Here is a 23718-nt window from a genome sequence, read left to right as displayed (position 1 = left end):
TTGTTTTAGTTTGAGTCTATCATACCATATAGAGATCTTTATTCGAAGTTTAAAGTCTCTCCTTATTTCTCTCTATTTCTTCTACCAACTCCGATAAATAAGTCCATCTTTCCATAGCCACTTCCAAATCCGCTGCCGTTTGCTGCTGTTCTTCATACAAATCTCTGACTTTATCAAAGTCACTACCTGCGACTTCAATTTGTTTTTTCAAGCTATCGGCTTTGTCTTCCAGCGAGGCGATCGTGTTCTCGATTTCATCCCATTCTTTTTGCTCTTTGAAGGTTAGCTTCTTGGGACGATTCGTAGTATTGGAGCTGGTTGCTGTCCCGGTATTGTTATTCATTGGCGCCGAAATACTGGATGCTGCACTTGTATTTGGCTTCGCCGCAGACGCGCTGCGTAAACTTTCTTTACGCGCTTGATCTGCGTCAGCCTGTTCTCGTTTCTCTTCCAAATAATCAGAGTAATTACCGATGAATGGTTCTATGAAACCCTCCCCAGTAAAAGCGAATAAATGGGTTACGGTGCGATCCAAAAAGTACCGATCATGAGAAACAGTTATAACGGCTCCCGGAAATTGATCCAAATAATCTTCCAATATCGTCAACGTTTGGATGTCCAAATCGTTCGTTGGTTCATCAAGAAGCAGGACATTGGGTTCGCCCATTAGCGTCCTAAGCAAATAAAGTCTGCGTCTTTCCCCACCGGATAACTTACCGATTGGCGACCATTGCAGCGTTGGCGAGAACAGAAAACGTTCCAGCATTTGCGAAGCCGAGATAAATTCCCCATCGGATGTGCGTATTTGCTCCGCGGCTTCTTTCACATAGTCAATGACACGCATTTTTTCATCCATCTCAACATTTTCTTGCGTATAGTAGGCCAATTTCACGGTTTGGCCCGTCTCGATGGTCCCGCTGTCGGGCTGCAAGCGCCCAGCGAGCATATTCAGCAGCGTCGATTTGCCGCTGCCGTTCGGGCCAATAATGCCAAGACGATCATTCGGCATCACAATGTAGCTGAAGTCCTTCAGAAGCGGCTTCCCGCCAGGGTAAGCTTTGGAGATCGCTTCCAGCTCCATCACCTTCTTGCCCAGACGGCTTCCCGCCAGCGCCATGTCAAGCTTATCCCCGGGACCGTCAACCTTGCGATCCCTTAGCTCCTCGGCGCGATTAATGCGCGCCTTTTGTTTGGTCGTTCGGGCTTTCGCGCCGCGACGCAACCAAGCAAGCTCGCGGCGAAGTAAATTTTGCCGCTTGTCTTCGCTGGCGGCTTCGGAATCCATCCGCTCCGCTTTCTTCTCGAGGAACGCCTCATAGTTGCCCTCGTAGCTATAAATCTTTCCACGATCCAGCTCCAGGATGCGGTTCGTTACACGCTCCAGGAAGTATCGATCATGGGTAACGAGCAGCAAGGCTCCGCGCCATTTGCTTAGGAATTCCTCGAGCCATATCGCAGTCTCGTTATCAATATGGTTCGTCGGCTCATCCAGGATGAGCAGGTCGGCGGATTGTATGAGCACGCGAGCCATTGCGACGCGTTTGCGTTGACCGCCGGATAGCTGGCCGACGGGCTTGTCGAAATCGCTGATGCCTAGCTTCGTCAGCACTGTTTTGGCGAGGGTGCTGGCTTCCCAAGCACCCTGCTCATCCATTCGCGACTGGGCATTGTAGAGTCGCGTCTGTTTCTTCTCGTTGGAGGCATCTAACTCCAACTCGGTAAGGGCAAGCTCATAGTCGCGAAGCGCCTTCATGAGCGGCGTGTCGCCGTGGAATACTTGCTCCAGAACCGTGGAGTTCGGATCGAACTCCGGGTTCTGCGGCAAGTATTCCACACGGAAATGGTTAGCATGCACAAGCTTGCCGCTATCCGCTGTTTCCAGCCCCGCCAGCAGCTTCAGCAGCGTGGATTTCCCTGTCCCGTTCACGCCAATAAGCCCGATGCGCTGCTTCTCGTTCACCGTGAACGAAATTTGATCGAACAATATTTTCTCGCCATATGTTTTGGTTACACCGACTGCGCTAAGTATATTCATGCTTCAGCAGGCTCCATGACATATGCGGCAAGAAGCGCTGCTGTATGACTAACAGCATCCATATGTGTTCTCTCCATACTATGTGACGCATGAACGCCAGGACCTACCAATGCGGCGCGAATATCACGCCCGCCTCTAAGTGCAGCAGATGCATCCGAGCTGTATCGCGGAAATATATCCACCGCATATCCAATTTCTAGTTTTTCAGCAAGTTCTATCATTTTCGATGTCATCTGATAATCGTAAGGTCCAGAGGAATCTTTTGCGCAAATCGAAACATCACGTTCGCTCCCGCTCAAATCATCACCAAGCGCGCCCATATCTACGGCAATAAACTCAGTAATATCATCCGGAATGAATGAAGAACCGTGACCCACCTCTTCATAATTAGAAAAGAATACTTTTACCGTATAGGATGGCTTCAAGTTCACATCTTTCAATAACCGGAGAAGCCCGAACAAGGAAGCCACACTTGCTTTATCATCCAAATGACGCGACTTCACAAAGCCATTATCTTTGATTTGAACACGCGGATCAAAGGAGATATAATCGCCTACCCGTATACCAAGCGCTTGAACATCTTTTTTTGACTTCACAATCTCATCGATTCGCACTTCCATGTTGGCTTCATCACGTTTAAATTCTCTGGCATCTTCATACACATGCACAGATGGCCGTGAGGTTAAAATCGTGCCATCATAAATACGCTCATCCCGTGTATGAATTTGCACATATTCATTTTCAATGGCTCCCATCATAAAACCGCCTAATGAGGTGATTTTCAATGTGCCATTCTCTTTGATCGAACGAACCATCGCGCCTAACGTATCCACATGTGCGGATATGCCTATGACACGATCGCTTTTAACGCCCGGTATCGTGACAATACCGCAGCCTTTATTCGTAAAAGCCAGTTCATATCCAAGCTTGACCACTTCAGCCTGCACCTTCTGCATAATGTGATGGGTGTACCCTGTTGGGCTTGGAGTCCGCAGCAGTAAATCGAGTATGTCCGTCATATAAGCTTGATTCAGCTTGTTCTTCAACGGGATTCCTCCCTTTTATTTAAGATATAACTAACTCCTAACACACAAAAAACAGTGCAGCCTAGGAAAACTATCGACTAGCTGGTGACGAATTCACCCCCTAGCCTCTCCTAAGGATACTACACTGTTTCACAATGTTTATCAAACTAGATTAGCTTTCAAAATCTACACAGATCGATGTTCCGTCAAGGACTGTCTTCATATGTTTCTTTACTTCTTCATGCAAAGGATGAGTGTCATATACCTTCAAATCGTCTAGTGAATCAAACTTTGTAATTAAAACAATATCATAGGAACGCTCGAGATGTAAGATATCTGTCCCTACTTCAATATGCCGTAAAACCGGGATCTTACCTTCCATATTGATTAATACTGCTTTAGTCACCTGCACAGCTTCAGGACTGCGATCTTTAAGTTTAAAAAATACGACATGAGTTAACATGTATGAATTCCTCCTATTTGGCTACTTTAGATGACCATTCTTCAACATCCCAAACTCTCGTGACCCAACCTTCATAAAATTCCGGTTCGTGACAAACGAGCAATACAGTTCCTTTGTACTCTTTTAAAGCTCTCTGCAATTCTTCTTTGGCTACGACGTCCAAATGGTTCGTCGGCTCATCAAACAGCAGCCAGTTACTTTCTCTCATCAACAGTTTGCAAAGACGAACTTTTGCCTGCTCGCCCCCGCTAAGCATATTCATGGAACGAGTGATATGCTCGTTTTTCAAGCCACAGCGTGCCAATGCACCTCTGACCTCATTCTGATTCATGCTTGAGAATTCATTCCAAACATCATCAATTGGCGTCATATTAGGTGCTTTGACCTCTTGTTCGAAATATGCTGGAAACAAGAAATCACCGCGATATGTTTTGCCACTGTAGGCCTCGATCTTGCCAAGAATCGTTTTGAGCAGTGTTGATTTACCAACACCGTTACAACCTACAATCGCGATTTTCTCCCCACGCTCGATCGTCACGTTCATAGTCGGAAGAAGCGGACGGTCATAACCAATTTCCATATTTTCCGCTTCAAACACAATTCTTCCGCTAGAACGGCTTTCTTTAAATACGAAAGAAGGTTTCATAGCCGTTTCAGGACGGTCAATACGCTCAATTTTCTCAAGCTGCTTCTGACGACTCTTCGCGCGCCCTGATGTCGAATAGCGAGCTTTATTGCGCTGAATGAAATCCTCCTGCTGCTTAATAAATTCTTGCTGCTTCTCGTAAGCATCAATATGCTGCGTTTTATTCATCTCAGCCATGTCCAGGAACTTCTCATAGTTTGCTGTATAGCGAGTAAGCTTCGTAAATTCCAAGTGATAGACCACGTTAACGACTTCATTCATAAATTCCGTATCATGGGAAATAAGCATGAAGGCAAACGGATAGTCTTTTAAATATATTTTCAGCCATTCGATATGCTCAACGTCCAAATAGTTCGTAGGCTCATCCAATAACAGTACGGTCGGTTTCTCCAAAAGCAGCTTAGCCAGAAGAACCTTCGTCCGCTGCCCACCGCTTAAGGAAGACACGTCACGGTCCAAACCTATCGCATTAAGACCAAGTCCGTTCCCCATCTCTTCGACTTTCACGTCCAACATATAAAATCCGCCGATTTCCAAACGCTCTTGAATCTCGCCCATTTGTTCTAGCAATACGTCCAACTCTTCAGGTGTTGCATCAGCCATTTTATCCGTAATGGCCATCATTTCTTTTTCCTCTTCATATAAAGGCAAGAAAGCATCGCGAAGAATATCGCGAATTGTTTTGCCTGGCGTCAGGACAGAATGCTGATCCAGATAACCATAATGAACGCGCGGCGTCCATTCGACTTTACCCGTATCCTTCAGAAGCTTTCCGGTCAATATATTCATCATCGTGGATTTACCCACGCCATTCGCTCCAACAATACCGACACGCTCACCAGCGAGAAGTCGGAAAGACACATTTTTAAATAACGTACGATCCCCAAAGCTATGGCTTAAATCTTCAACTGTCAAAAGACTCATATCGTAAACCCAAACTCCTGTCTGTTAGAAGATAATCGCTCTTTTTCGCGACTTCTTATTATAACACTGCTTATGCGTGACAGGAAATAGCTAAAATACAGTAGTAAGCGCATTCATTTAACTTTTCTTGCTAAATAAGCCTGCCCAAACAGGCAAAAACGATGTGGTGTGGTTTATACATTTATATGAACACACTTGGAAACTCAAAAAACAACCTTAATTTCCGAAGAAAGTTAAGGTTGTTTTTTCATTATTTCTATCGTTCTTACATGTGAAAATATTTGCTTTTGATAGATTTATGAATCATCAATCACAAGTAGCTTATAGCTGATTCATTCCTTAGGAAGGAGCTTGACGTTGGCCGCTGCGTCGAAAATCAGGCGTTGCTTACCTTCATAAAGGACTGCCGATTTGGCTGGGAAAACTTCGCCGTCCACCGTCACCTCATGATCGGAGAAATTAGCAACGACTTTTAGATCGTCTCCATACTTCGCACTTTGAACGAGCCTGTCGTCCGTCAGAATGGTGAATCGGCTCATCTGCCTAGAAACGGCCTGCTGGTTGAAGGGGGACCATACCTTCAAATAATCGACGATACTCGCTTTCTCTTTTTCCCAAGTCTCACGGTTCAATGATACAGAGGCGGAACGTTGTACAAAAGCCCGTAAAGCATTCTGTCAGCTTCTTCTCCTTTAATTTTATAGCTTCCCCACTCCCAATGATTCGTCGTAATGATCGCGTCGTTGTAGACGAGTTTGTATAAAGGGAGCGAATACGTCGGATCGCTATAGACCTTCTCATACAGCGGTTTGATGGGCACTGCTTTGCTGTATTTGTCGGGAATACCGTTCGGAGAATAATAGCCGCCCACATAATATTGGCTATCTTTATTTTTTCGCATATCAGGATCTCCCCAGGCAATAATCGGGCTCTCAATTCCATGAGCAAAGGCGATCACGCCGCTTGCGTAGTCATTGCCTCCTTCCGAGCCTACCACCATCTTCTTTTCCTTGGCGAAATAGCTAAGCCGTTCCATCCGGGCCTTCAGATCCTGCTGCTGCGTCGTAGGATGAGCCGGAGAGTAGTCGTCATAAATTTCTCCTGTCGCGTCACAATCCACGAACCAGGAGTTGAAGCCAATTCCATCCTGAAGAATGCCCGCCACACGCTTTTCCACGCTCGGCATCGCCAAGGTAGGATTCAGTTTAAGTCCTCTCTGCAGAAATCCGGAAACTTTAGTTCCATCCTTACGTGTGATCGTCGAATTTTCAAATAGAGAAGAGTCAGGGAAGAATGCCGTGTTCCAAGAGATGTCCGCTGTTTGCTGAATGGAGTGATAGGAATCGTAAGGGGCGATGAGATAGCCAACTTGATTCGCTTTGTTTACCATTTGGGGATTCATCAATCCATCTGCCCAATTGGGAAGGCCAATCCACGCGTTCTTGATACCGGAGCTGCTCATATCCTTAATTAGGTCCGTAGAATCCGATTGTCCCCACTCCGATAGTGCAGTTACGACGTCTTGGAGCACACTTTTGAGCAGTAACTTATTCAAATCGTAAAGCTTTTCCTCGCTTAGGTTATCGATTCCCAGATCGATGAGCTTTTGCCCCTCATTGCCCGGATTTGGGAATACAGAAGGAGAATAGAAGCCCTTCATCTTCATTCCCTGATTCAATGCATTGAGAACGGCCTTTTTTTGATACTTGTCCATATAGTCTTGCTTTGAGATTTGCTTTAGAACCTGCGCGAACTCGCCACTACCGTCGTCCGTGCCAGAGAGAAGCTGAACCAACCAAGGGCCGAGTGAGCTCGGCAGTAACGCTCGGAGTTTTGGCCAAATTACATCGGCGTCCGTAAGAATAGACTCACTCCACAGATAGATCTGCGGCGCTCCATACAGTTTTCTGATATTCGGGTTGTCTTTAGCTTTCTCCTCCAGCGTAACGTAATTCCCGTTCTCCTTAACATAACTTTTGTAGGGTCGAACGACGTCCTGCGGATCATTGCCGGTTACATACAGGCGGAAACCGTAGCTTTTGTCTGTATTAATGGAAGGGAATGCATGTGTAAATTGAAACTGCACAGACTCTGACGTATCGAAATGAACCTCGTCGTTGAACTTATTCGTCACCACGTAGACGATAGAGAATGGATTGGCATGCAAAGCGAAGAAATCCATGGAGAACGATTCGCTCCAGGTGTAGTCCGTATCCTTCAAGAATGTTCGCCAGTTCGCGTCTCCAGCCGGAATTACTTTCCCCTCGCCAAGGGGAAGCATGTAGCTGTCTGCTTTTACGGATGGCCATTGGAACTGCTCGGCACCTAAAGAATTCAAGCGAATGTCGAGATAATCGGTTTTCTTTACGATACTGACGCTAACTTGTCCCGGATATGTCCATTGGACCGAATCTTTGCTCTTGATCAAGTTGGTTACTGGCGTCTTAGGCAGTGAAATTGAAGCTGGTACGCGAACACCGTCTTTGATAATCATGAGGGTAAAGGTCTCTGGATCTACTTCGAAATCAAAAGGTTCACCTACAGATTGTACAGCCGCTTCTGTTTGCTGCATCTTCGTTGTCAATGGTTGAGTCATTGTGCCGTCTCGACAGCCGGTTAATACGACGGTTATAAGACTGACAGCGCAAATACAAGCAATTCGTTTGTTCATTTGTATTCCTCCAACATTTTTTTAAACACAACACTCATTGTAGGGAAGTATTGTTACAGGAATGTGCCAAAACGAAGAAACTCCTAGCGCTTTTAAAAACCCGAAGATGCGACCAGACTTTTCATATTGGTGTAACAAAAGGATATTATATTAGAATGGGCTTGTGTCATTAAACTACAACACTACTCATAAAGGAGGTGCGAATATGAACCTGCTGCTGGCAGACGATGAGCCGCTTATGTTGCAAATTTTAAATGCCTATTTCTTAAAAGAAGGTTTCCAGACACTCTTAGCACAGGATGGTGAGGAGGCGCTGGATCACTTCTATAACAATCATATAGATTTGGCGATTATGGATTGGATGATGCCGAAGCGCAGCGGTGTCGAGATTTGCCAAGAAATCAAGAAAACCAGCAGGACGAAGGTTCTGCTGCTGACGGCTAAGGGAAGTCCAGAAGACGAGTTCCTTGCATTGAAGTCAGGTGCAGATGATTACGTTCGCAAACCGTTCGATCCTCGTATTCTGATCCTTCGTGCAAAAAAATTGCTGCAGCTTTCCGCGAAGATATCAATCGGCGATCTGACAATTGATCTGGAAGGCCAAAAGGTTTATCGCGGCGGGGAGGATGTGCTTGCAACACACAAAGAGTTTCAATTGATGAAATATTTAGTTGTCAACAAAGGGCAGATCGTCACGCGTAAAATGCTGCTAGATCAGGTTTGGGGATTCGACTATTTTGGTGAAGAACGGACGGTTGATACCCATATTCGCAGGCTTCGGGAAAAAATAGGAGAACATCGAATCAAGACGTATCGGGGAATGGGTTATTGTCTCGAGGTTTCTGATGAGTAGACTGACTAGAAAGCTGATTGTTAGAATCGCTGCCGCGCTGTGTGTTGTATTTGTCCTCTCGTTTGCGGTGAACACATACTTTCTCCCCAAATATTTTTTGTATCAGAAAAAGCATAAGCTGACTGAGTTGGTCTCTGAACTTGCGCCCATGGAGTATAGTCCCTTATTGGGACGAATTGAACATATTGAAGAGCAATACCAGGTCACGATTGCGCACGCTTCCTTGTCTGATACGGTCGATAACCTGAACCAAGAATTGCTGATGCAGCTAAACCGCAAGGGGATTACTCTCAGCAAATTTTGGTTAACCGAGGATAGTATTGCGATACTGCGCAAAGGAGGAAAAGTTAATAAAATTTATGATCAGTCCAAGCTGAAGTCCAGCTTTCTAGCCAATTTCCTAGCAGTCGACGGATCAGTCTTCGTGGTAGGTGAATCCATCTCCCATTCAGCAGAAACGATCCAAATCGTCAACCATTTCAATGCGTATATTTGGATCGGCATGCTGATCCTGCTTATCCTATTGTCCTCATTGTATACAATTCGGATTGTCAAACCGCTTGCTAAGCTGAATGAGACGGCCAAGGCAATTTCCAATTTGTCGTTCACTCAGGTGGACATACGGACAGGTGATGAAATCGAGACTTTGGCGCACAGCATCAACCGGATGAGTGAAAAATTGGAGGAGTCGCATCAGTTGCTGGAATCGAAAAATGCTAACCTGCGAACGTTTATCGCAGATATCTCACACGAGCTAAAGACACCTCTATCGTTAATTCAAGTATATGCATCCGGGTTGCAAGATGGTTTGGATGACGGCACCTATGCCAGTGTGATTCGGCAGAAGAGCGAAGAAATGGCCGACATGATCGACAGGTTGTTGGAGCTGTCTCGGCTGCAAGTTGTATCCTATCAATTTGAACCTATCGATTTTCGGCAGCTGATGACGGAGACGCTAGACGCTTATCGAATTGTCTTCCAACAGCATGGCCTAGAAATAAATACGAATGAGCGGCTCACAGAAGCATGGGTGATGGCAGATCGGCAAAAGCTGGAGTCTGTCCTGCATAATTGGGTTACCAATGCGATGAAGTATACGACCGGTAAGCAAGTTAGTATAACGACAGAAACGAAAGAGGATTCCGTTCATTTCTGCATCAAAAATGATACAGACATTGAAGAGGATTCTAAGTGGGAACAGATCTGGGAACCCTTCTACGTAATGGAAAGCTCTCGCAGTAAAAAATTCAGTGGCACAGGTCTCGGCTTATCCATTGCCCGAACTGTTTTGGAAAACCACAACGCTTCCTACGGCCTTACAGTGCAGGAAGGGACAGTCACTTTCTATTTTTCCATACCCTTGCATCGCCGTGCAATTGAACCAATTACATAAGCAAGGGTTTCTGTAGTTGCGATAATTATAGCAATTGGAAAGTTTTTTAGGATTTTTCACATGCGTGATATAAGTTCCAGCTACTTCTGCACTAGAAACTGCAGGCACTAACTACGAAAAGGTTGACTAAACTAGAAAATCCAAATGATATGTATTTCCAGCATTTCGATGTAATTGTCCGATTTGCAGAGTTGAAAACAAGATAGAAACCGAGTTTTTGCCTCTCCCTTGTACTGATCTCATAGGCGAAATATCAATGCTATACGAACAATAGTAATCTCATCTCCATCTTTCAATGGGTAAGACTGATAGGCAACCATGGACTCTCCATTCAGCAAAGTTCCGTTCATCGAACCTACATCTTTTATCCCATATCCGTCATCATTCTTAACGATTTCTGCATGTAAACGGGAAACTCCCGCTTCCTCCAACCTATAATCTACTTCCGTTTCCGCATCTCCTCTTCCTATCGTAAAAGGATCATGCTCTAAGACGATCAATTGAGTCGTATCCCCTAACTTCCTTTCCAAGCGAGCACCTAGAGGTTGCGGCCGATTCCTATTTCCGAGGAATATGGTCGCATTAGGCTTTTCACGGCTGAGCAGGGTTGTATGCATGTGCAAATTCTTATAATGCTCTTGGATATTCAAGGAATGATTGGAAGGTTCGGAAGGTTCCCCTTCTGTTATTTCTCGTTCGATCTTTGAGGGGATAAGGATAGGGTGCAGCGCTCTCTTTTTTGTTTGCCACGTAGGTAGCCCAAGAAAGCGAATCACAAACCAACTGTCTATAAACAGCAATGTGAGTCCACACGTAATTCGGAGAGTCGCGGTTGAGGGATAAGTGAAATAATTTTGCCATACAAAGGCGGACAACAAAAAAGTAACAGCAAGTGCGATGTTTATTGAACGCTGTTTTATCGGCACAAAAGTCAATGAACGAAACTGGTTTTCATCGATGCAGTCAGAAATGTCTGGAGGATCGGTTACAGCTTCCACTGACTCAGTTACTTGGAAAGAGTTGTTTTTGATTTTGTTGCCCCATACAGCCTTTGGCAAAGTAGATTGGACTTCTTTCGGAATCGTTGGCTCCACTTCTTGCTTATTTAATTGTGAAACTATTTCCAGTGACTGTTCTTTTATAAGTTCCCTATCATTCAACTGAGCAAGCAGAGCTCCTTTGTAGTCAAGCAAACTCTGCGATTGGAACAATGACTGAAGCCATGAACTTGCCCTATTTCTATCATCCTCTTTTACTTTGAGCGCAAGATAATTCACAAGCGCCTCTAGGGATACAAGAACAGAATTCTCATTCTGGCAACAATCCAGAGGCACATAGGTTAAATAAACATCAGACCAATCGTGACCTAGGAAAATAAAGTTATCCTTCAACACGTAGCCAGTTTCATATAGCATGTAATTTTTACCTTCATCGACAGTACATACGATAGCATATAGAAGCTTTGTAAATTGAAGAATCGTCAGCCCCTCAACTTTCAGTACATGCGACAGCATCCGCTTGGCTGATAAGTTATACAAAAGGCTAACACGAAAATCAACCTCTTTTATTTCTAAAGGAAGCAGATGATGAACTTGATTGGCCTCGAGCATACGCAGCTGCAAGGCGGATAGATCGTTCATGGTCAAACCTTCTGATTTCGTTAGCTCCATATAATGACCATATCGGTATATGAAATCATATCGAAGTCCAAAAACTTCCTGGTTCATTGTTGTCACCTCTCATCCTAGAAACGAATAGTACCATGCCATACATGCACCTGGTAAAACGGCATACATAAATGGGAATTTCAAATTCTTTTGTTGTTTTATATGTAAGAAACTGTCCAGATCGCGGCTTGCAAGGAGGCAAATAAACCAGTTGGTTAGTCTATGACCGGTTGTCATCATCTGCTTACGAACCAGAAGCAATATGAGACCTATCACACCAGCAAATATTAATGCATAAAACATAGCTTGTATAACAAAGGCCATACCCATAATCGCTCCGATGGAAGTAAATAGTTTCACATCGCCTGCACCTAACGCTCCAATCATATAGAGAAACAATAGTGCAATAAAACCGACAGCAGCACCTGTGAAGGCAAACAGAAAACCGCTCCACCCTTCATTCACGGAGTGAAACATGATTCCAACCAGTGTTCCACAAACGGTTAGTCGATTAGGGATCATAGATTTACGAGCATCTGTTATGAATGCAATTCCTATAACTATAAATAAAACGAAATGAATCAATACATTCCTTCACTCCTTTTCAATATCATGCGCCTACCCAAGCCCTTTCAAAAGCTTTCTTTTTTAAAATCAGAGTTTGACTCATAAAAGGAATAGGTAGCTTGTAAGAAATCTGAGCTTCCACACTAAAGTAGGCACTGCCTCCGTTTTCCATACTAGGTAATGTTACCGCGATCACTTTGAATGTGTTTTTCCCAATGGCAGCCTTATCACAAAACTCATATACAACTGGCGTAAAAGCTGCCATTATGCGCGGTTTTACCTGCAGCTCGTATACGGAATCCCATTCTTCCTGACCTTTTCCTTCCACATATTCCCGTTTTTCTTTCTCCCATTTTATGAGCTCAAGTAAAGGGTCTGGAATATAAGCCGCGTATTCATCCGCCAAATCTTCGGAAGTTGTCACCTTTTCCCTAGCAGCTTGTACACGCTCGATGGCCGAATTCATCATTTCCGATGCGCTGCTCTGTTCATATTTGGTTTTAGCTTCCTGGATAAGAAGTCGAATCGGGTATAATTGACCAGAAATGGTTTTAGCTGCTTCAGATACACCCGCTTGCAAGGCCATTTCAAGAATAGCCATTCGAATACAAATAATGAGACCAAAAACAAAAGCCAAAAAGAATGGCAGCAGCAACGATGCCTCCATAACCATACTTCCTCTCTGCTCTCTGTAAAACTTCTTTAACATAAACAGCCTCCTGCCTTTCAATAGGCATACGCTGCCGTACTCTTGAGCTGACATCGGTTGCCATAAACTTTACAGCCTAGTAGACCAGTTCCTTCGATCACCTTCATCATCTGAGGAATAAACCATAATCTAACGTCACTCGTCGCATTCCCTTGGATATAGGTCGTTTCAAGAACTAAATCTTTACCTGTTTGCAATTCTATCAGCGCCTGCATTCTAGCCAGTAATTTCGTATTATTACTATGCAATAGCAAAAATATTCGCAAATAATCCTTGTATGTCAGGCTTAGAGCTGCGGTTGTAATTTTGGCAGATAATTCCACGGCTTCTCCTTTTATTAATTTATTCATATCTTGAAAAGCTTTCATAGAACCCTCTGCAGCAGCAGTTAAAAGAACAAGCAGCGGTGAACCCAAATTAAGCAGCTCTTTTTTGGGGTCCAACAACGCTTCTAATGTGCGGATAGCCATTCGAAAAGAAAACATCTCCGCGTAAGCCGATGACATATTGGCCCCACAAGACGAAAATCCGTACAGTAAATATTCAACCTCTTGGTTCAGTAACATATGGTTTCCCGGGTCTATTAGCTCATTTGATTTGCGTGATTGACCTGATGCATCTTTTTCCATCCCATATGTACGGTAATTAAATTTCGATAAGGCGAACTCGTTCACATAAACCTCATTACGCAGCGAGGTAGCCGCTTGATTGAAGGCTTCCAGCATACTCATTGCGTTCAAGCTTACAGGTTCCGCTTTCTCCAGATCATAGTTGACTTCATTACCTATCATGGCTTCCTGCGCATTTACTTCCCGATATTTTTGATAAAAGCCTTTATTTCCTAATCCTTGTCCCCCAACACCTTGCAGCTGACTGTAGAAATTCAAATCTCCGGTGATTTGACAACCACCTATAGCTTGTTTGGCTTGATCCAGGATAGTTTGAATTTTGTTTTTCTGTTCTTGTTTGTTCGCCGTTATATGTGCATGCTTATCCATTCTCGTTTTCTCTAATGCACCTTGTTTCCCATAAAACTCGTCAGATAAGGACCCATACGCATTATTAGCCAAATTGGCCCGATTTGTCTGATCCGGGGTGAAAAGGTATATAGAGTCGATGACTTCTTGATACGCTGTGAACAACGACGTTATACTTGCAACGGATGTTTGATACGTGTAGAAATAATCATCCCCTATCACGTTTACACTTTGAAAAACCTCATATACTTCTGGCGCAGAGTTGGTCATGCTTGTATGAATCCCGTTCAGCTTTATCCTAATCTCTTCATTTTTTTGTTTTGCGATCCGAAGCGAGGATTCAATGGTTTGTTGTAATTTCTGGACGGTTTTTTGATTTAATGGAACTTCAACTTTAGTTTCAGCAATTAAAGCTGCATATTGGATAATCAAGGTCAATAATCTTTCGAATTCATTTTGCTTTTGTACAAGCGCTTGAGCCTGTTCGTTCATTACTTGTTTGGATGCGAATATCGATTGCATGCTGGCAGCAGCTTCAGGACCAGCTTGGCTTAACGCTGCTAAGGTCATATCCAGATTTTTTAAAGATTCATGAATCGATTTCAATTGATCCTTAACTGCAGTTAGTTGGCTCCTCACTTCTTCGATGGTATGAATGCCAATTTCGGATGCCAATCGATCTAATTCAGTGATGCGTGCTTGATAATAAGAATGATAGGTCGATATTTTCAAATGCAGTTCCTCGCTATATGACCATGCTTCATCTAACGCACCTTCTCTCTGCTCAAGCAGCTTCTCTAACTCGGCTCCTTCTTTCGAAAACTGTGAACCTTGTTGAAAAGGAACGTTCGTTCCACTTTTACGAAACTTATCTGTAAGTTCAAGTGTATATTCAATTGGTGCTTTGATTTTCATATCTTCAAGAATTTGTTGTTGAAATACCACATGACTAGCTAATGAATATACAGGTGTAAGGCGAATACTTTCATTTAACGCCTTGGTATCTACATAATGAAATCCGCCTGCTGATACGTGAGCAGATAAGTTATTACCAAAAACGTCACGAAATATGTCTTTAGCTTTATCCTGTGATATACCAAGCCCATAGAGTCCCATTGCCTGGAGTTCGTTATCGTAAGCAGACAAAACTGAACGCGTTGCTGCCTTCACGGCTGACTCGGTTTCCTTCTCAGCAAACTTGATTCTTGCGAAATCGATGAGCACGGCTTGAAATAAAAAAATGGGAACGATAATTAATATGAGATACACGGATACAGCGCCTTTTTCCGAATACATGAACTTGCCCAAAAACTTCCCCCTTTCTAATTATGTATCACAACTACAATACCGTTACGCTCTAGTTCTTTACGAAATGAATCAGAAATCACACCTTTTCCGCTAGGATCCTTCTTAAAAAAATGCCACACAATTCCCTTCACTTGTACACCTTGTTCGAGTAGTTCAATATCCTTTGGCATTTGCTCCTTCCTGAGCTGTGATTCTGTCATACTATAATAGGCTTGGTGGGCTATCCCATTCGCATCGAGCGCATCTATCGTTCTGCTCTTCCCCGAAGGTGTTTTCAAGATGACTTCCCTTCCCCCAACAAGTGATCTTAAATATGAAGCTGCTTGTCGCTCCGATTTGATTGTCACACTTGGTCCGGAAAGATCATTTTGAAGGGGTTCTATCAATGCTTCTTTAGCCTTTTGAGGAGAAATCCGATCTTTTATTGCCTTAAAATACGTTCGAGTAATGTCGGTTAAACGTATCATTTCAACAGGTTCAACCACATGTGAGATGGCTTGACCATCCGACTTCTCAGCATCAAACCATTTTCGTAGCCAGGGGGGAGAGAAAAAAGGCTTGTTCAATTTAACCTCAACCCGGTGATCCAAAAGTAAGTTGGAGTACTTAGCTGTACCCGTCATTCCTTTGGGCAGATAAGACGACGTTTTTGCCAGTTTACTCCCGACTTGATCCTTGGCAACACCTGTTGGGATAGCGACTTCCGATGTGCCAACAGATAATAGCAATCCAAACAAATCCGTCACATGATCGTGTGTAAGCCGCCAATATAAACCATCCGTTTTGCTAGGATCGAAATTGCCAGTTGCCAGGTCTTTATGACTGTTGTCCCAAGTGAAAGCCAATCGTTCTGCCATCGTTCTGGCGACGTGCTGCACATATGCTTTTTGATACACATACATTCCTACAAAAAGCAGTGTGATCGTACATAATAAGATCATTGGAAATACAAGGGAGGCTTCAAGCGTGAAACTTCCCTGCTCATTCGATTGAAAGCCCGCCGCTCTGCGGTTACGGCGCACAGCTTGTAGTCGGACTAGGCGCACAAGGAGCAACAGCGCTGTTGTCTTTTAAATCTGAATTGGCATCACCTATCAGTTTTTGAAACCACGACACGATCCACTTTCTGAAAATGATCGCTATAGCTACCAATACTGCGACGATCAATAATATTTCCAATGTTCCTAATCCTTCTTCATCCTGCCAGAATTTTTTAAGCCCGTTTATCGTCATCTTCATTGCATTATTCCTCCATTTATTGATTCATTATTAGTAAGGCAGGCGCGGCGACGATGACCATAACGACAATGAATATAAGCACCATAGGGAAGACAAGCTTAGAAGATGCCTCTTCACCTAGTGTTCGGGATACTGACTTTCTTCTTTGCCAGAGATCAAGTGATAGAGACTGCAGAGCGATTACAAAATCGCTGCCCCCGCGCTTATAGTTCAGCATGAGAGTCGAAGTAAACAGCGACACCTCATGCAGTGCACATCGTTTGCTGAAGTCGTCCATGACTTTTGAAAAGGAAATGTTCATCTCCAGCTCATGAACGGCTTGAGCTAACTCTTTGTAAAGAGGTGTATGAGCTTTATGCGGTCGGGCATTAACACAATGTACCCATGCACGATTGACTGTTTCCCCTGCGTTCACGAGCAGCACGATTGTACTCAGTACTTCTGGTAACTCAAGAATCATAAGCTGTTGTTTCTTACGGATTTTCGTGTCCAGATCACGAGCCATTAATGCAGGAACCGCTAATATAGCGAGCATGCCAAGTGCGAAAAGAGTGCTATCTCCGCCTGCCAGTACGGATAGCAGTGTACAAATTAGTAAACAAAAGGTTGAAGCGGAAAGTAATTCAGCGAAAAACATTTTCGAATTAAATGTCGCGAAGCTTCTTCCATAAAGTGTTAGCAGTTTATAATGGATTCTTGCTGTAAAATCAGGCATTTTATCCATAAGCTGCAGCTTATCTACCAAAACATAACTGAAGGGCAGAAGCAGTTTCATTTGAAAAGGATAGTCATGATCCTTCAACAAAGTGGCATACGTTCTGTTTCCATAGAAATAGATAATCAGACAAGAAAGGACTTCGCTAATAAATACAATAGTGATCCACATGTTTACACCTTGATATTCATGATTTTTTGAGTGAGCGCATAGCAAGCTGCGAGCAGCAGCAAAGCCGCAGTCATAATCAATATGCCTCGCCCTGAGTACAACGGTTCCATGTAATCAGGTGAAGAAAAGGCTAACACTGCCACGATAATTATTGGAGCAAACAAAAGCACTCTGGATTCAAAACGTTTCTGCGCAACCATGACCGAAATATCTTGGGTTATTTCAAGCTTTTCTCCAATGACTGATGCGGTCCGCTTCATGACATCCACGAGGTTGCCGCCTGTCCGTTTACAAGTAAGGAACACATCCGTAAAGCTTTTCACATCCTCTAGATGGGAACGGTCGGCAAAATTTTTCAGTGCAGACTCGATCTGTTCTCCGTTCTCTATTTTTCGACAAATCACACTAAACTCGACTACAATTAAACAAGCAGGATCAGGATAAAGCACTTTCAAATCGTCCAAAGCTTCTCTAAATGCTGTTTCGATAGATTTTCCGGCTGTCATAGAAGAAGATAAACAGCTCAATGCTTGTTTAAACTGGATGTGCAATTTATTTTTGCGTAATTGGATAAGCTGTTGCTGACGAATTCGAGGGAATAAAAAGCCAATCATACTGAAAATGAATGCAAGGAAGAAGCTTTTATAAAAAATGAAACCAATGATGAAGGCAGGTAAGGCCAGCATACAAATTGCGGTTATCTTTTCTTTGGAGGTAAGCTGATAATCATCATAATCAACGAGTTGATTAATGACAGAAGGCTGTTTCTGTATCTTTTGTTTAGAACCTTTATGACCTCCACTTCCTTTCCTTTTTTCTACATAGACGAGTAAGAACCAACTGGATGCCCCGATAAAAAGAAGCATGAAGAAAAGCGTCATCCGACTTCACGTTCTTTCTTTGTGTTCGCAAACCAAGCAGGCAGCTTCTTACCGGCCATTTGAATTTTGTGCATATTGTGCAATCGATTCCCTGTATATATCAGCTTCCCAACAACCTTGCACGCTGCCGTTTCACCGCTTTCCTCAAAGAGGAATAATGGATGAAGCTGCACCTCTCCATCCTTTACGCCTATGACTTCGTGGATCTCCGTTACTTTGCGGGTACGATCACGAATTCTGCTCAGGTGGACCATGATATCTAATGCGGATGCAATTTGCTTCCGAATTACTTCTACCGGCAAAGGAGCTGCACCAAGAACCATTGTCTCTAGCCTGCTCAGCATGTCTATCGACGTGTTGGCATGCCCTGTGCTGAGGCTTCCGTCATGTCCGGTATTCATTGCAGCCAACATATCAATAGCCTCAGCTCCGCGCACTTCCCCAACAATAATGCGATTAGGCCGCATACGCAGTGATGCACGAATGAGATCCCGAATCGTAATCTCGCCTTTCCCTTCTGTATTCGCATTTCGCGTCTCCATCCGAACAAGGTTGGGTACAGTCTGAATTTGCAGCTCAGCAGAATCCTCAATCGTAATTACACGCTCATGAGAGGGTATCCATGCACCTAAAGCATTCAGAAATGTCGTTTTTCCCGATCCTGTTCCACCGCCAATAAAAACGTTGTAACCTGATTCCACCATAATCTTCAACAGTTCCGCAGCTTCCACCGATATACTCTCCATTTGAATCAAATCCGACATCAATATAGGCTTTTCAGGAAATTTACGAATCGTCAATGTTGGACCGCTTAGTGAGGCCGGTGGGAGCACAATATTCACTCTTGAACCATCCTGCAGGCGCGCATCAACAATCGGCGTTGCTTGATTCACGATCCGATTTACTTTTGAAACGATCATCTGGATCAGATCTTCAAGTTTCTCATCGCTCTCCAATGTGTACGGATAACGTTCAATTGCTCCCTTTCTTTCATAAAAAATAACGTCATGACCATTAACCATAATCTCTGTTACTGTTGGATCGTCCAATAACGGTTGAAGCACATCCAGTCCTCGAAAGGAGTTAAAAATTCGCTTAACCGCTTCTTGTATGTCACTAGATACCCAACTTTGCTCTGCGGATATACGAAAGACTACCTCTTCGATCAGTTCAATAAGCTGGTTATCACTAACCGTACTAGAAAGATCTAGACGCTCCTTAATTTGCTGCTTTAATTCAAGAAACAATTGCTGATTCATGAAGCAGCAGCTCCTTCTGTGAAGGCAGAGGGATAATCTTTCCCTTGAATTAACAATTTGAACAAGTCATACGTTTGTTCAGAAAATAGGAGGGATTGCCAAATCTGATCAGATGAGCTTACTATTTTCCATTCAGGAATGTATGGAAGCTTGTATGCAATTTCATTATTAAGCGTGGAAAAATCATTTGCTTGTTTTCCTGTATATTTATTCAAAACGAAGTGGACTTTTTGCATGGAGCCCATTTGTTTACGCATAGCTTGCGTTTTATACAAATCATTCAAATCATCCAGAACAATCCAAATGATATGGTCGCTAAGTTCAAGCGATTTCACGATTCTGGGATGAACGGAGGCCTCCAAATCGACAATGATATAGTCATACATCTGAAGTGATAACAACGATTCCATAAGTAAACGAACATTTTCTCCATTCATCTCTTGCATTTCCCGAATTTGATCGTTAGGTGTTAAATAATCCAATCGCAGCTTGAGATCCTGCGACTTCAGGAGTTGAAGTTTCGGACCGAGTAAATCAGGTGATCTTTTTAAATAATATAAAAGCTGTGAAAACCGACCAGAATCTCCTTCCAGCCATAGCGATGCCGAGCTGACAGATTCTAGGCTTAAATAAAATACACGCTTACCGCGAAAGGATAGCTGCTTCGCCATATGAATGGCTGTCATGGATTTGCCGCTATTTCCTACACTGCTGTAGACAGAAATAATCTGAGTTCGATTCTCTGTTGTTGGAAACACCGGATATTGATGCTTTTCTAAGTAAAAAGCTTGAAGGCGGGATAGCAATTGATGCAGCGATTGAAACCGATACAAAAATGGAATTTTCGTCTCCATTTCTCTCGAATTGGCTATCGTTTCACTTAATACCATCTTGCATAAGGTTGATCTATGGTTCATCAGTTCTGGAAAATAGGTCTCTGATAGCAGCAGTACGCCCTCTGAAGGACTACTTTCAAGTAATTGCAGCAAAAGCTCCAATGTTGAAAAAAGCCTTACCTGTATGTTCTCCGCGTACTCAGAAGTTCGAATGAAAGCAGCCAACCTTTCCGAGTAATCGAGATCATTGTCTAATACATAAAGCTGAATTTTACCCATTAAATCCTCCTTTGCTTTACTTTCTTCTCAAAATAATTGGATATAGATGCCGCTTCCGATTAACACCAAACTGATGACAGCCAGAACAATGGCTATGCGGACCTTCATTACTTCGTTCACTCATCAACCTCCTTCTTACCCAAAAGAAAAACAAAAAAGCACGCGCCGATTGTGAAGAATGATTCTCCACGATCAGCGGTGCTTCCGCTTTTCCGATTTAATTATCCAAATTATACCACATTTCACCAAAAAATCAATCTTTAATTATTCCCATGGATATTTCATTGTAAAAAAACCTGCAAGCTTCTTGCTTTCCACTCTCCGAATGCGGCGCATCTCGGCTCGTTGCGGCGCTGATTCATGAAGCTTCATCTCTTCTTCAGTCTCAGGTATCACTTGAGGCACCTCAATCGGCACTTTATTGTCGTCTAATGCCACGAAAGTCAGAAAAGAGGTTGCAGCTATTTTTCTATCTCCTGTTTTCAAATCTTCTGTAACTACCTTTACAAAAACCTCCATCGAGCTCTTCCCTGTCCACGTAACGAAGGATTCCAGGCAGACCGAATCTGAGGTGTGGATCGGGTACAGAAAATCGACGGAATCTGTTGAAGCTGTCACAACCAACTTCCGGCAATGCTTATGAGCGGCAATGGAAGCAATATCATCAATATAGGACATCAATTTGCCACCAAAAAGTGTGTTGTGATTATTTACATCGCTAGGAAAAATGCGCGACGTTTTGAAACATCGGGATTCTCTGGCAAATCGTTCTTCCATGTTCTTGTACCCTACTTTCTTTACCAACTTTGTGCAACTATCTTACCATACTTCCTGCTTCTTTGGTTATAACTTGACCGCCGTGTGTAATATAGTAATAGCAAGTGGACAATCAGAATCGGAGGTGTTTGTATGCTAACTTTTATTGTTGTATTTCTCGTCACGTTTGCCTTATTTTCGCTTTCGGGTGTTTTGTTTCCTACAGATCTTTCTTTCTATGCGAAATTGAAAAAACCGACCTGGAATCCTCCTGCCCAATTATTTGGGATCGCATGGGGGATCTTGTATGCCTTGATTTCGGCGTCTGTAGCCATTGTGTACACACAAACCGATGGGTTTCAAGAAGCCTCTGCCGGTTATGTCCTTATTTTGTTCCTTAATTTTGTAGCTAATCAAGCCTTTACATTTTTTGAATTTAAGCTGAAAAATTTACGTTTAGCGTTTCTGGACACCCTCATTGTTGCTATCACGACGTACCTATTGATCTACGCAACCATTCCTTATTCCAAGCTTGCTGCTTGGCTGCTAGTGCCTTATTTGTTATGGGCCTGTTTTGCAACACTGCTTGCTTGGGTGATTTATCAGTTAAATAAAGATTTTAACCGTGCTTTCTAAAGCCTGAGAACAACGATTTTTTCGTTTTAATTCGGTTATTCTTATGTATGGATTCGGGTAAGATGGCTTTAAGCAAAGGTGTTAAGCACATATACAGCTGCTCCATCCGATTGGCTTGGTCTTGAATACAATCCCCTTTCCAAACAGCGCGCATGACTTCTTCGTAAGGGATTTCAGGGAGTGTACATAAAGGAGCTTCTGGAAGTGCATTCACCCATTCTTTTGGCAATTGCCCACTATCACTTCGATTAGCTACAAAATGCACTTTTTTTCCTCTTTTACGGTAGGTATCTAAAATTTCCAAATATGCACGTGCACTTGGTCTGCTGCATTTGGCCGGCGAAGTATCCAGAACAACAAGGATATGATCAGCGCTATGGCATAGCTCTCGAACCGAAAGATCTTCCCAGCGAGTCGATACGTCCCAGAGGACGATCGGCTTTTTGATCGTATAGAGAAGCTTGAAGGAATCCGTAGAATGCCACTCGCCAGTCCAACCATTGGGATCTAAAGGAACCCAGGTGGTATGACCGCTAGTCCATGGTTCATCAGACCTTGCTTGCTGTTCTGTATATTTCTTGGTGGCAAAAGAATAGGACTGCGGGGCCTTACGATCTCCGAATAAAAGCATATATAAGTCAGGTTCAATCGTTGGATGCTCCACTAGCGCGTTTGGAATTTCCATCGCATTTAAAATTCTTGCCAATGAAATAGCCGTGAAAGTAGCCCCAACCCCCGCATATAACCCTCCAACAATAATTAGCTGATCTGGGATGGAAGAGAGAACGTCCGGCTTATGATTCATGTTTTGTTTTTTTGTCTGTTTGTAAGAATCGGTGAGTAAAAGGTCTGGAAGGAGTGTTTTTAGTCGCTGCTTCACTTCCATAGCGGTTTGGCAGCGATCTTGAGGATTCTCTTGCAGGAGTAAGGTTACGGTGGATGTAAGTCCCTCTGGGAGGTTGGAACAGATTTGATCAAGCGTTTTTTTTGTCATATAGGCATATTGACCGCCTGACAACAGGTAATATAGATTAGCACCAAGCGTATATAAGTCAGATCGTTCATCTGTTTGGAAGCCCAGAAACTGCTCAGGCGCGGCAAAGCCGATCGTTCCCATTTGCATCGTATCCGACTGCTTGCCTTGTGTGTAATGTCGAGCGACTCCAAAATCAATCAATCTGACTTGATCATTCTCGTTAATCATCACATTGGAAGGCTTCAAATCCCGATATATGATCGGTTGCGGTTGGAAGGTATGTAGATAATGAAACAAATCGCACAGCTGAAGCGCAATATGTACAATTTCATTCACAGAAAGTACAGTACGTTGGGCATCAAACATATCCTGAAGTGTGGGACCGTGGATGTAATCCATGACCAAGAACCCAATTCCCTCATCAGTCGTAAAATAATCAACAAGCTGTGGCAGCTGAGGATGCTGCAAACAGGCAAGCATCTCGGCTTCTTCCATAAAAGACGCAACGTCATCCTCATAAGGCAGGCATTCCTTAACTGCCCATTTTTTCCCTTTCAGCTTCAAATCTTCGGCCAAATAGACATTTCCCATACCGCCTTGCCCAAGCAGGGACTCGACCTGATATCTGCCCCCAATACATGTGCCAATCCAACGCTTTTGACTACTCACAATAAATAAAATGCCCCCTTTCAAGGATGAATTACCTTGATTATAAGAGGACATTCCTTAAAA

General features: G+C 43.4%; 19 protein-coding genes and 1 pseudogene. 3 read left to right on the top strand and 17 right to left on the bottom strand.

Translation table 11 applies throughout. The annotated features are described in order from the left end of the window. Positions 1–49: 49 nt before the first annotated feature. The 5 genes and pseudogenes from FU659_RS03960 to FU659_RS38695 all read right to left on the bottom strand — a co-directional run bounded on the left by FU659_RS03960 (position 50) and on the right by FU659_RS38695 (position 7764). Complete coding sequence (locus FU659_RS03960; protein ID WP_147946361.1) at positions 50–2035, bottom strand: ABC-F family ATP-binding cassette domain-containing protein; 1986 nt, start codon at positions 2033–2035, stop codon at positions 50–52. Then, entirely contained in the window at positions 2032–3081 is a 1050-nt protein-coding gene (locus FU659_RS03955; RefSeq protein WP_261807597.1) for a M42 family metallopeptidase, read from the bottom strand. Before FU659_RS03955 ends, FU659_RS03960 begins: the two co-directional genes overlap by 4 nt. Before the next feature lie 151 nt (positions 3082–3232). Continuing rightward, complete coding sequence (locus tag FU659_RS03950; RefSeq protein WP_147946360.1) at positions 3233–3523, bottom strand: Dabb family protein; 291 nt, start codon at positions 3521–3523, stop codon at positions 3233–3235. Positions 3524–3536: 13 nt separating this feature from the next. Further along, positions 3537–5093, bottom strand: a complete 1557-nt coding sequence (locus FU659_RS03945; RefSeq protein ID WP_147946359.1) for an ABC-F family ATP-binding cassette domain-containing protein — start codon at positions 5091–5093, stop codon at positions 3537–3539. Positions 5094–5425: 332 nt separating this feature from the next. Then, positions 5426–7764, bottom strand: a pseudogene (locus FU659_RS38695) (glycoside hydrolase). 205 nt (positions 7765–7969) lie between these two features. On the opposite strand from FU659_RS38695, the gene FU659_RS03935 reads away from it, so the two are divergent. Then, a complete protein-coding gene (locus tag FU659_RS03935) occupies positions 7970–8617 on the top strand; it encodes a response regulator transcription factor (RefSeq protein WP_147946358.1) in 648 nt (215 codons plus the stop codon). Continuing rightward, on the top strand, positions 8610–10010 hold the full coding sequence (locus FU659_RS03930) for a sensor histidine kinase (protein ID WP_147946357.1): 1401 nt from the start codon (positions 8610–8612) through the stop codon (positions 10008–10010). Before FU659_RS03935 ends, FU659_RS03930 begins: the two co-directional genes overlap by 8 nt. Before the next feature lie 239 nt (positions 10011–10249). Here FU659_RS03930 and FU659_RS03925 read toward each other — a convergent pair whose 3' ends face one another. From FU659_RS03925 to FU659_RS03875, 11 genes are all read right to left on the bottom strand, one after another. Then, positions 10250–11737 carry a DUF6382 domain-containing protein gene (locus tag FU659_RS03925; protein WP_147946356.1) on the bottom strand — a complete coding sequence of 496 codons (1488 nt, stop codon included), beginning with the start codon at positions 11735–11737 and terminating at the stop codon, positions 10250–10252. A gap of 12 nt (positions 11738–11749) precedes the next feature. Further along, positions 11750–12262 carry an A24 family peptidase gene (locus FU659_RS03920; protein ID WP_147946355.1) on the bottom strand — a complete coding sequence of 171 codons (513 nt, stop codon included), beginning with the start codon at positions 12260–12262 and terminating at the stop codon, positions 11750–11752. Positions 12263–12287: 25 nt separating this feature from the next. Beyond that, positions 12288–12953 (bottom strand): TadE/TadG family type IV pilus assembly protein, encoded by a 666-nt coding sequence (locus FU659_RS03915; protein ID WP_147946354.1) that lies wholly within the window; start codon positions 12951–12953, stop codon positions 12288–12290. Between the two features lie 17 nt (positions 12954–12970). Beyond that, complete coding sequence (locus tag FU659_RS03910; protein WP_147946353.1) at positions 12971–15238, bottom strand: hypothetical protein; 2268 nt, start codon at positions 15236–15238, stop codon at positions 12971–12973. 14 nt (positions 15239–15252) lie between these two features. Next, entirely contained in the window at positions 15253–16260 is a 1008-nt protein-coding gene (locus tag FU659_RS03905) for a TadE family protein (protein ID WP_222708474.1), read from the bottom strand. Next, positions 16250–16477, bottom strand: a complete 228-nt coding sequence (locus tag FU659_RS03900; protein ID WP_147946351.1) for a Flp1 family type IVb pilin — start codon at positions 16475–16477, stop codon at positions 16250–16252. Before FU659_RS03900 ends, FU659_RS03905 begins: the two co-directional genes overlap by 11 nt. Positions 16478–16493: 16 nt before the next feature. Further along, positions 16494–17363, bottom strand: a complete 870-nt coding sequence (locus FU659_RS03895; protein WP_147946350.1) for a type II secretion system F family protein — start codon at positions 17361–17363, stop codon at positions 16494–16496. 2 nt (positions 17364–17365) lie between these two features. Continuing rightward, positions 17366–18229, bottom strand: coding sequence for a type II secretion system F family protein (locus tag FU659_RS03890; protein ID WP_147946349.1), 864 nt, complete (start codon positions 18227–18229; stop codon positions 17366–17368). A gap of 11 nt (positions 18230–18240) precedes the next feature. Further along, complete coding sequence (locus tag FU659_RS03885) at positions 18241–19503, bottom strand: TadA family conjugal transfer-associated ATPase (RefSeq protein ID WP_147946348.1); 1263 nt, start codon at positions 19501–19503, stop codon at positions 18241–18243. After that, positions 19500–20618, bottom strand: coding sequence for a nucleotide-binding protein (locus tag FU659_RS03880; protein ID WP_147946347.1), 1119 nt, complete (start codon positions 20616–20618; stop codon positions 19500–19502). Before FU659_RS03880 ends, FU659_RS03885 begins: the two co-directional genes overlap by 4 nt. 264 nt (positions 20619–20882) lie before the next feature. Beyond that, the gene (locus FU659_RS03875; RefSeq protein WP_147946346.1) at positions 20883–21395 is read right to left on the bottom strand and encodes an acyl-CoA thioesterase; all 513 of its coding nucleotides are present in this window, start codon (positions 21393–21395) and stop codon (positions 20883–20885) included. Between the two features lie 132 nt (positions 21396–21527). Between FU659_RS03875 and FU659_RS03870 the strand changes: the two genes are divergently transcribed. After that, positions 21528–22010, top strand: coding sequence for a TspO/MBR family protein (locus FU659_RS03870; protein ID WP_147946345.1), 483 nt, complete (start codon positions 21528–21530; stop codon positions 22008–22010). On the opposite strand, the gene FU659_RS03865 is transcribed toward FU659_RS03870, so the two are convergent. Next, positions 21994–23655: a serine/threonine-protein kinase gene (locus FU659_RS03865; RefSeq protein WP_187273883.1), complete on the bottom strand. Its 1662-nt coding sequence runs from the start codon at positions 23653–23655 to the stop codon at positions 21994–21996. The two genes, FU659_RS03870 and FU659_RS03865, sit on opposite strands and share 17 nt — an antisense overlap. Positions 23656–23718 lie beyond the last annotated feature (63 nt).

Origin of the sequence: Paenibacillus sp. N3.4 (genome assembly GCF_008017805.1) — a bacterium.
Lineage (GTDB): Bacteria > Bacillota > Bacilli > Paenibacillales > NBRC-103111 > Paenibacillus_E.
Note: the sequence above shows the minus strand (reverse complement) of the source record. Positions and strands in the feature narration are given on the sequence as shown.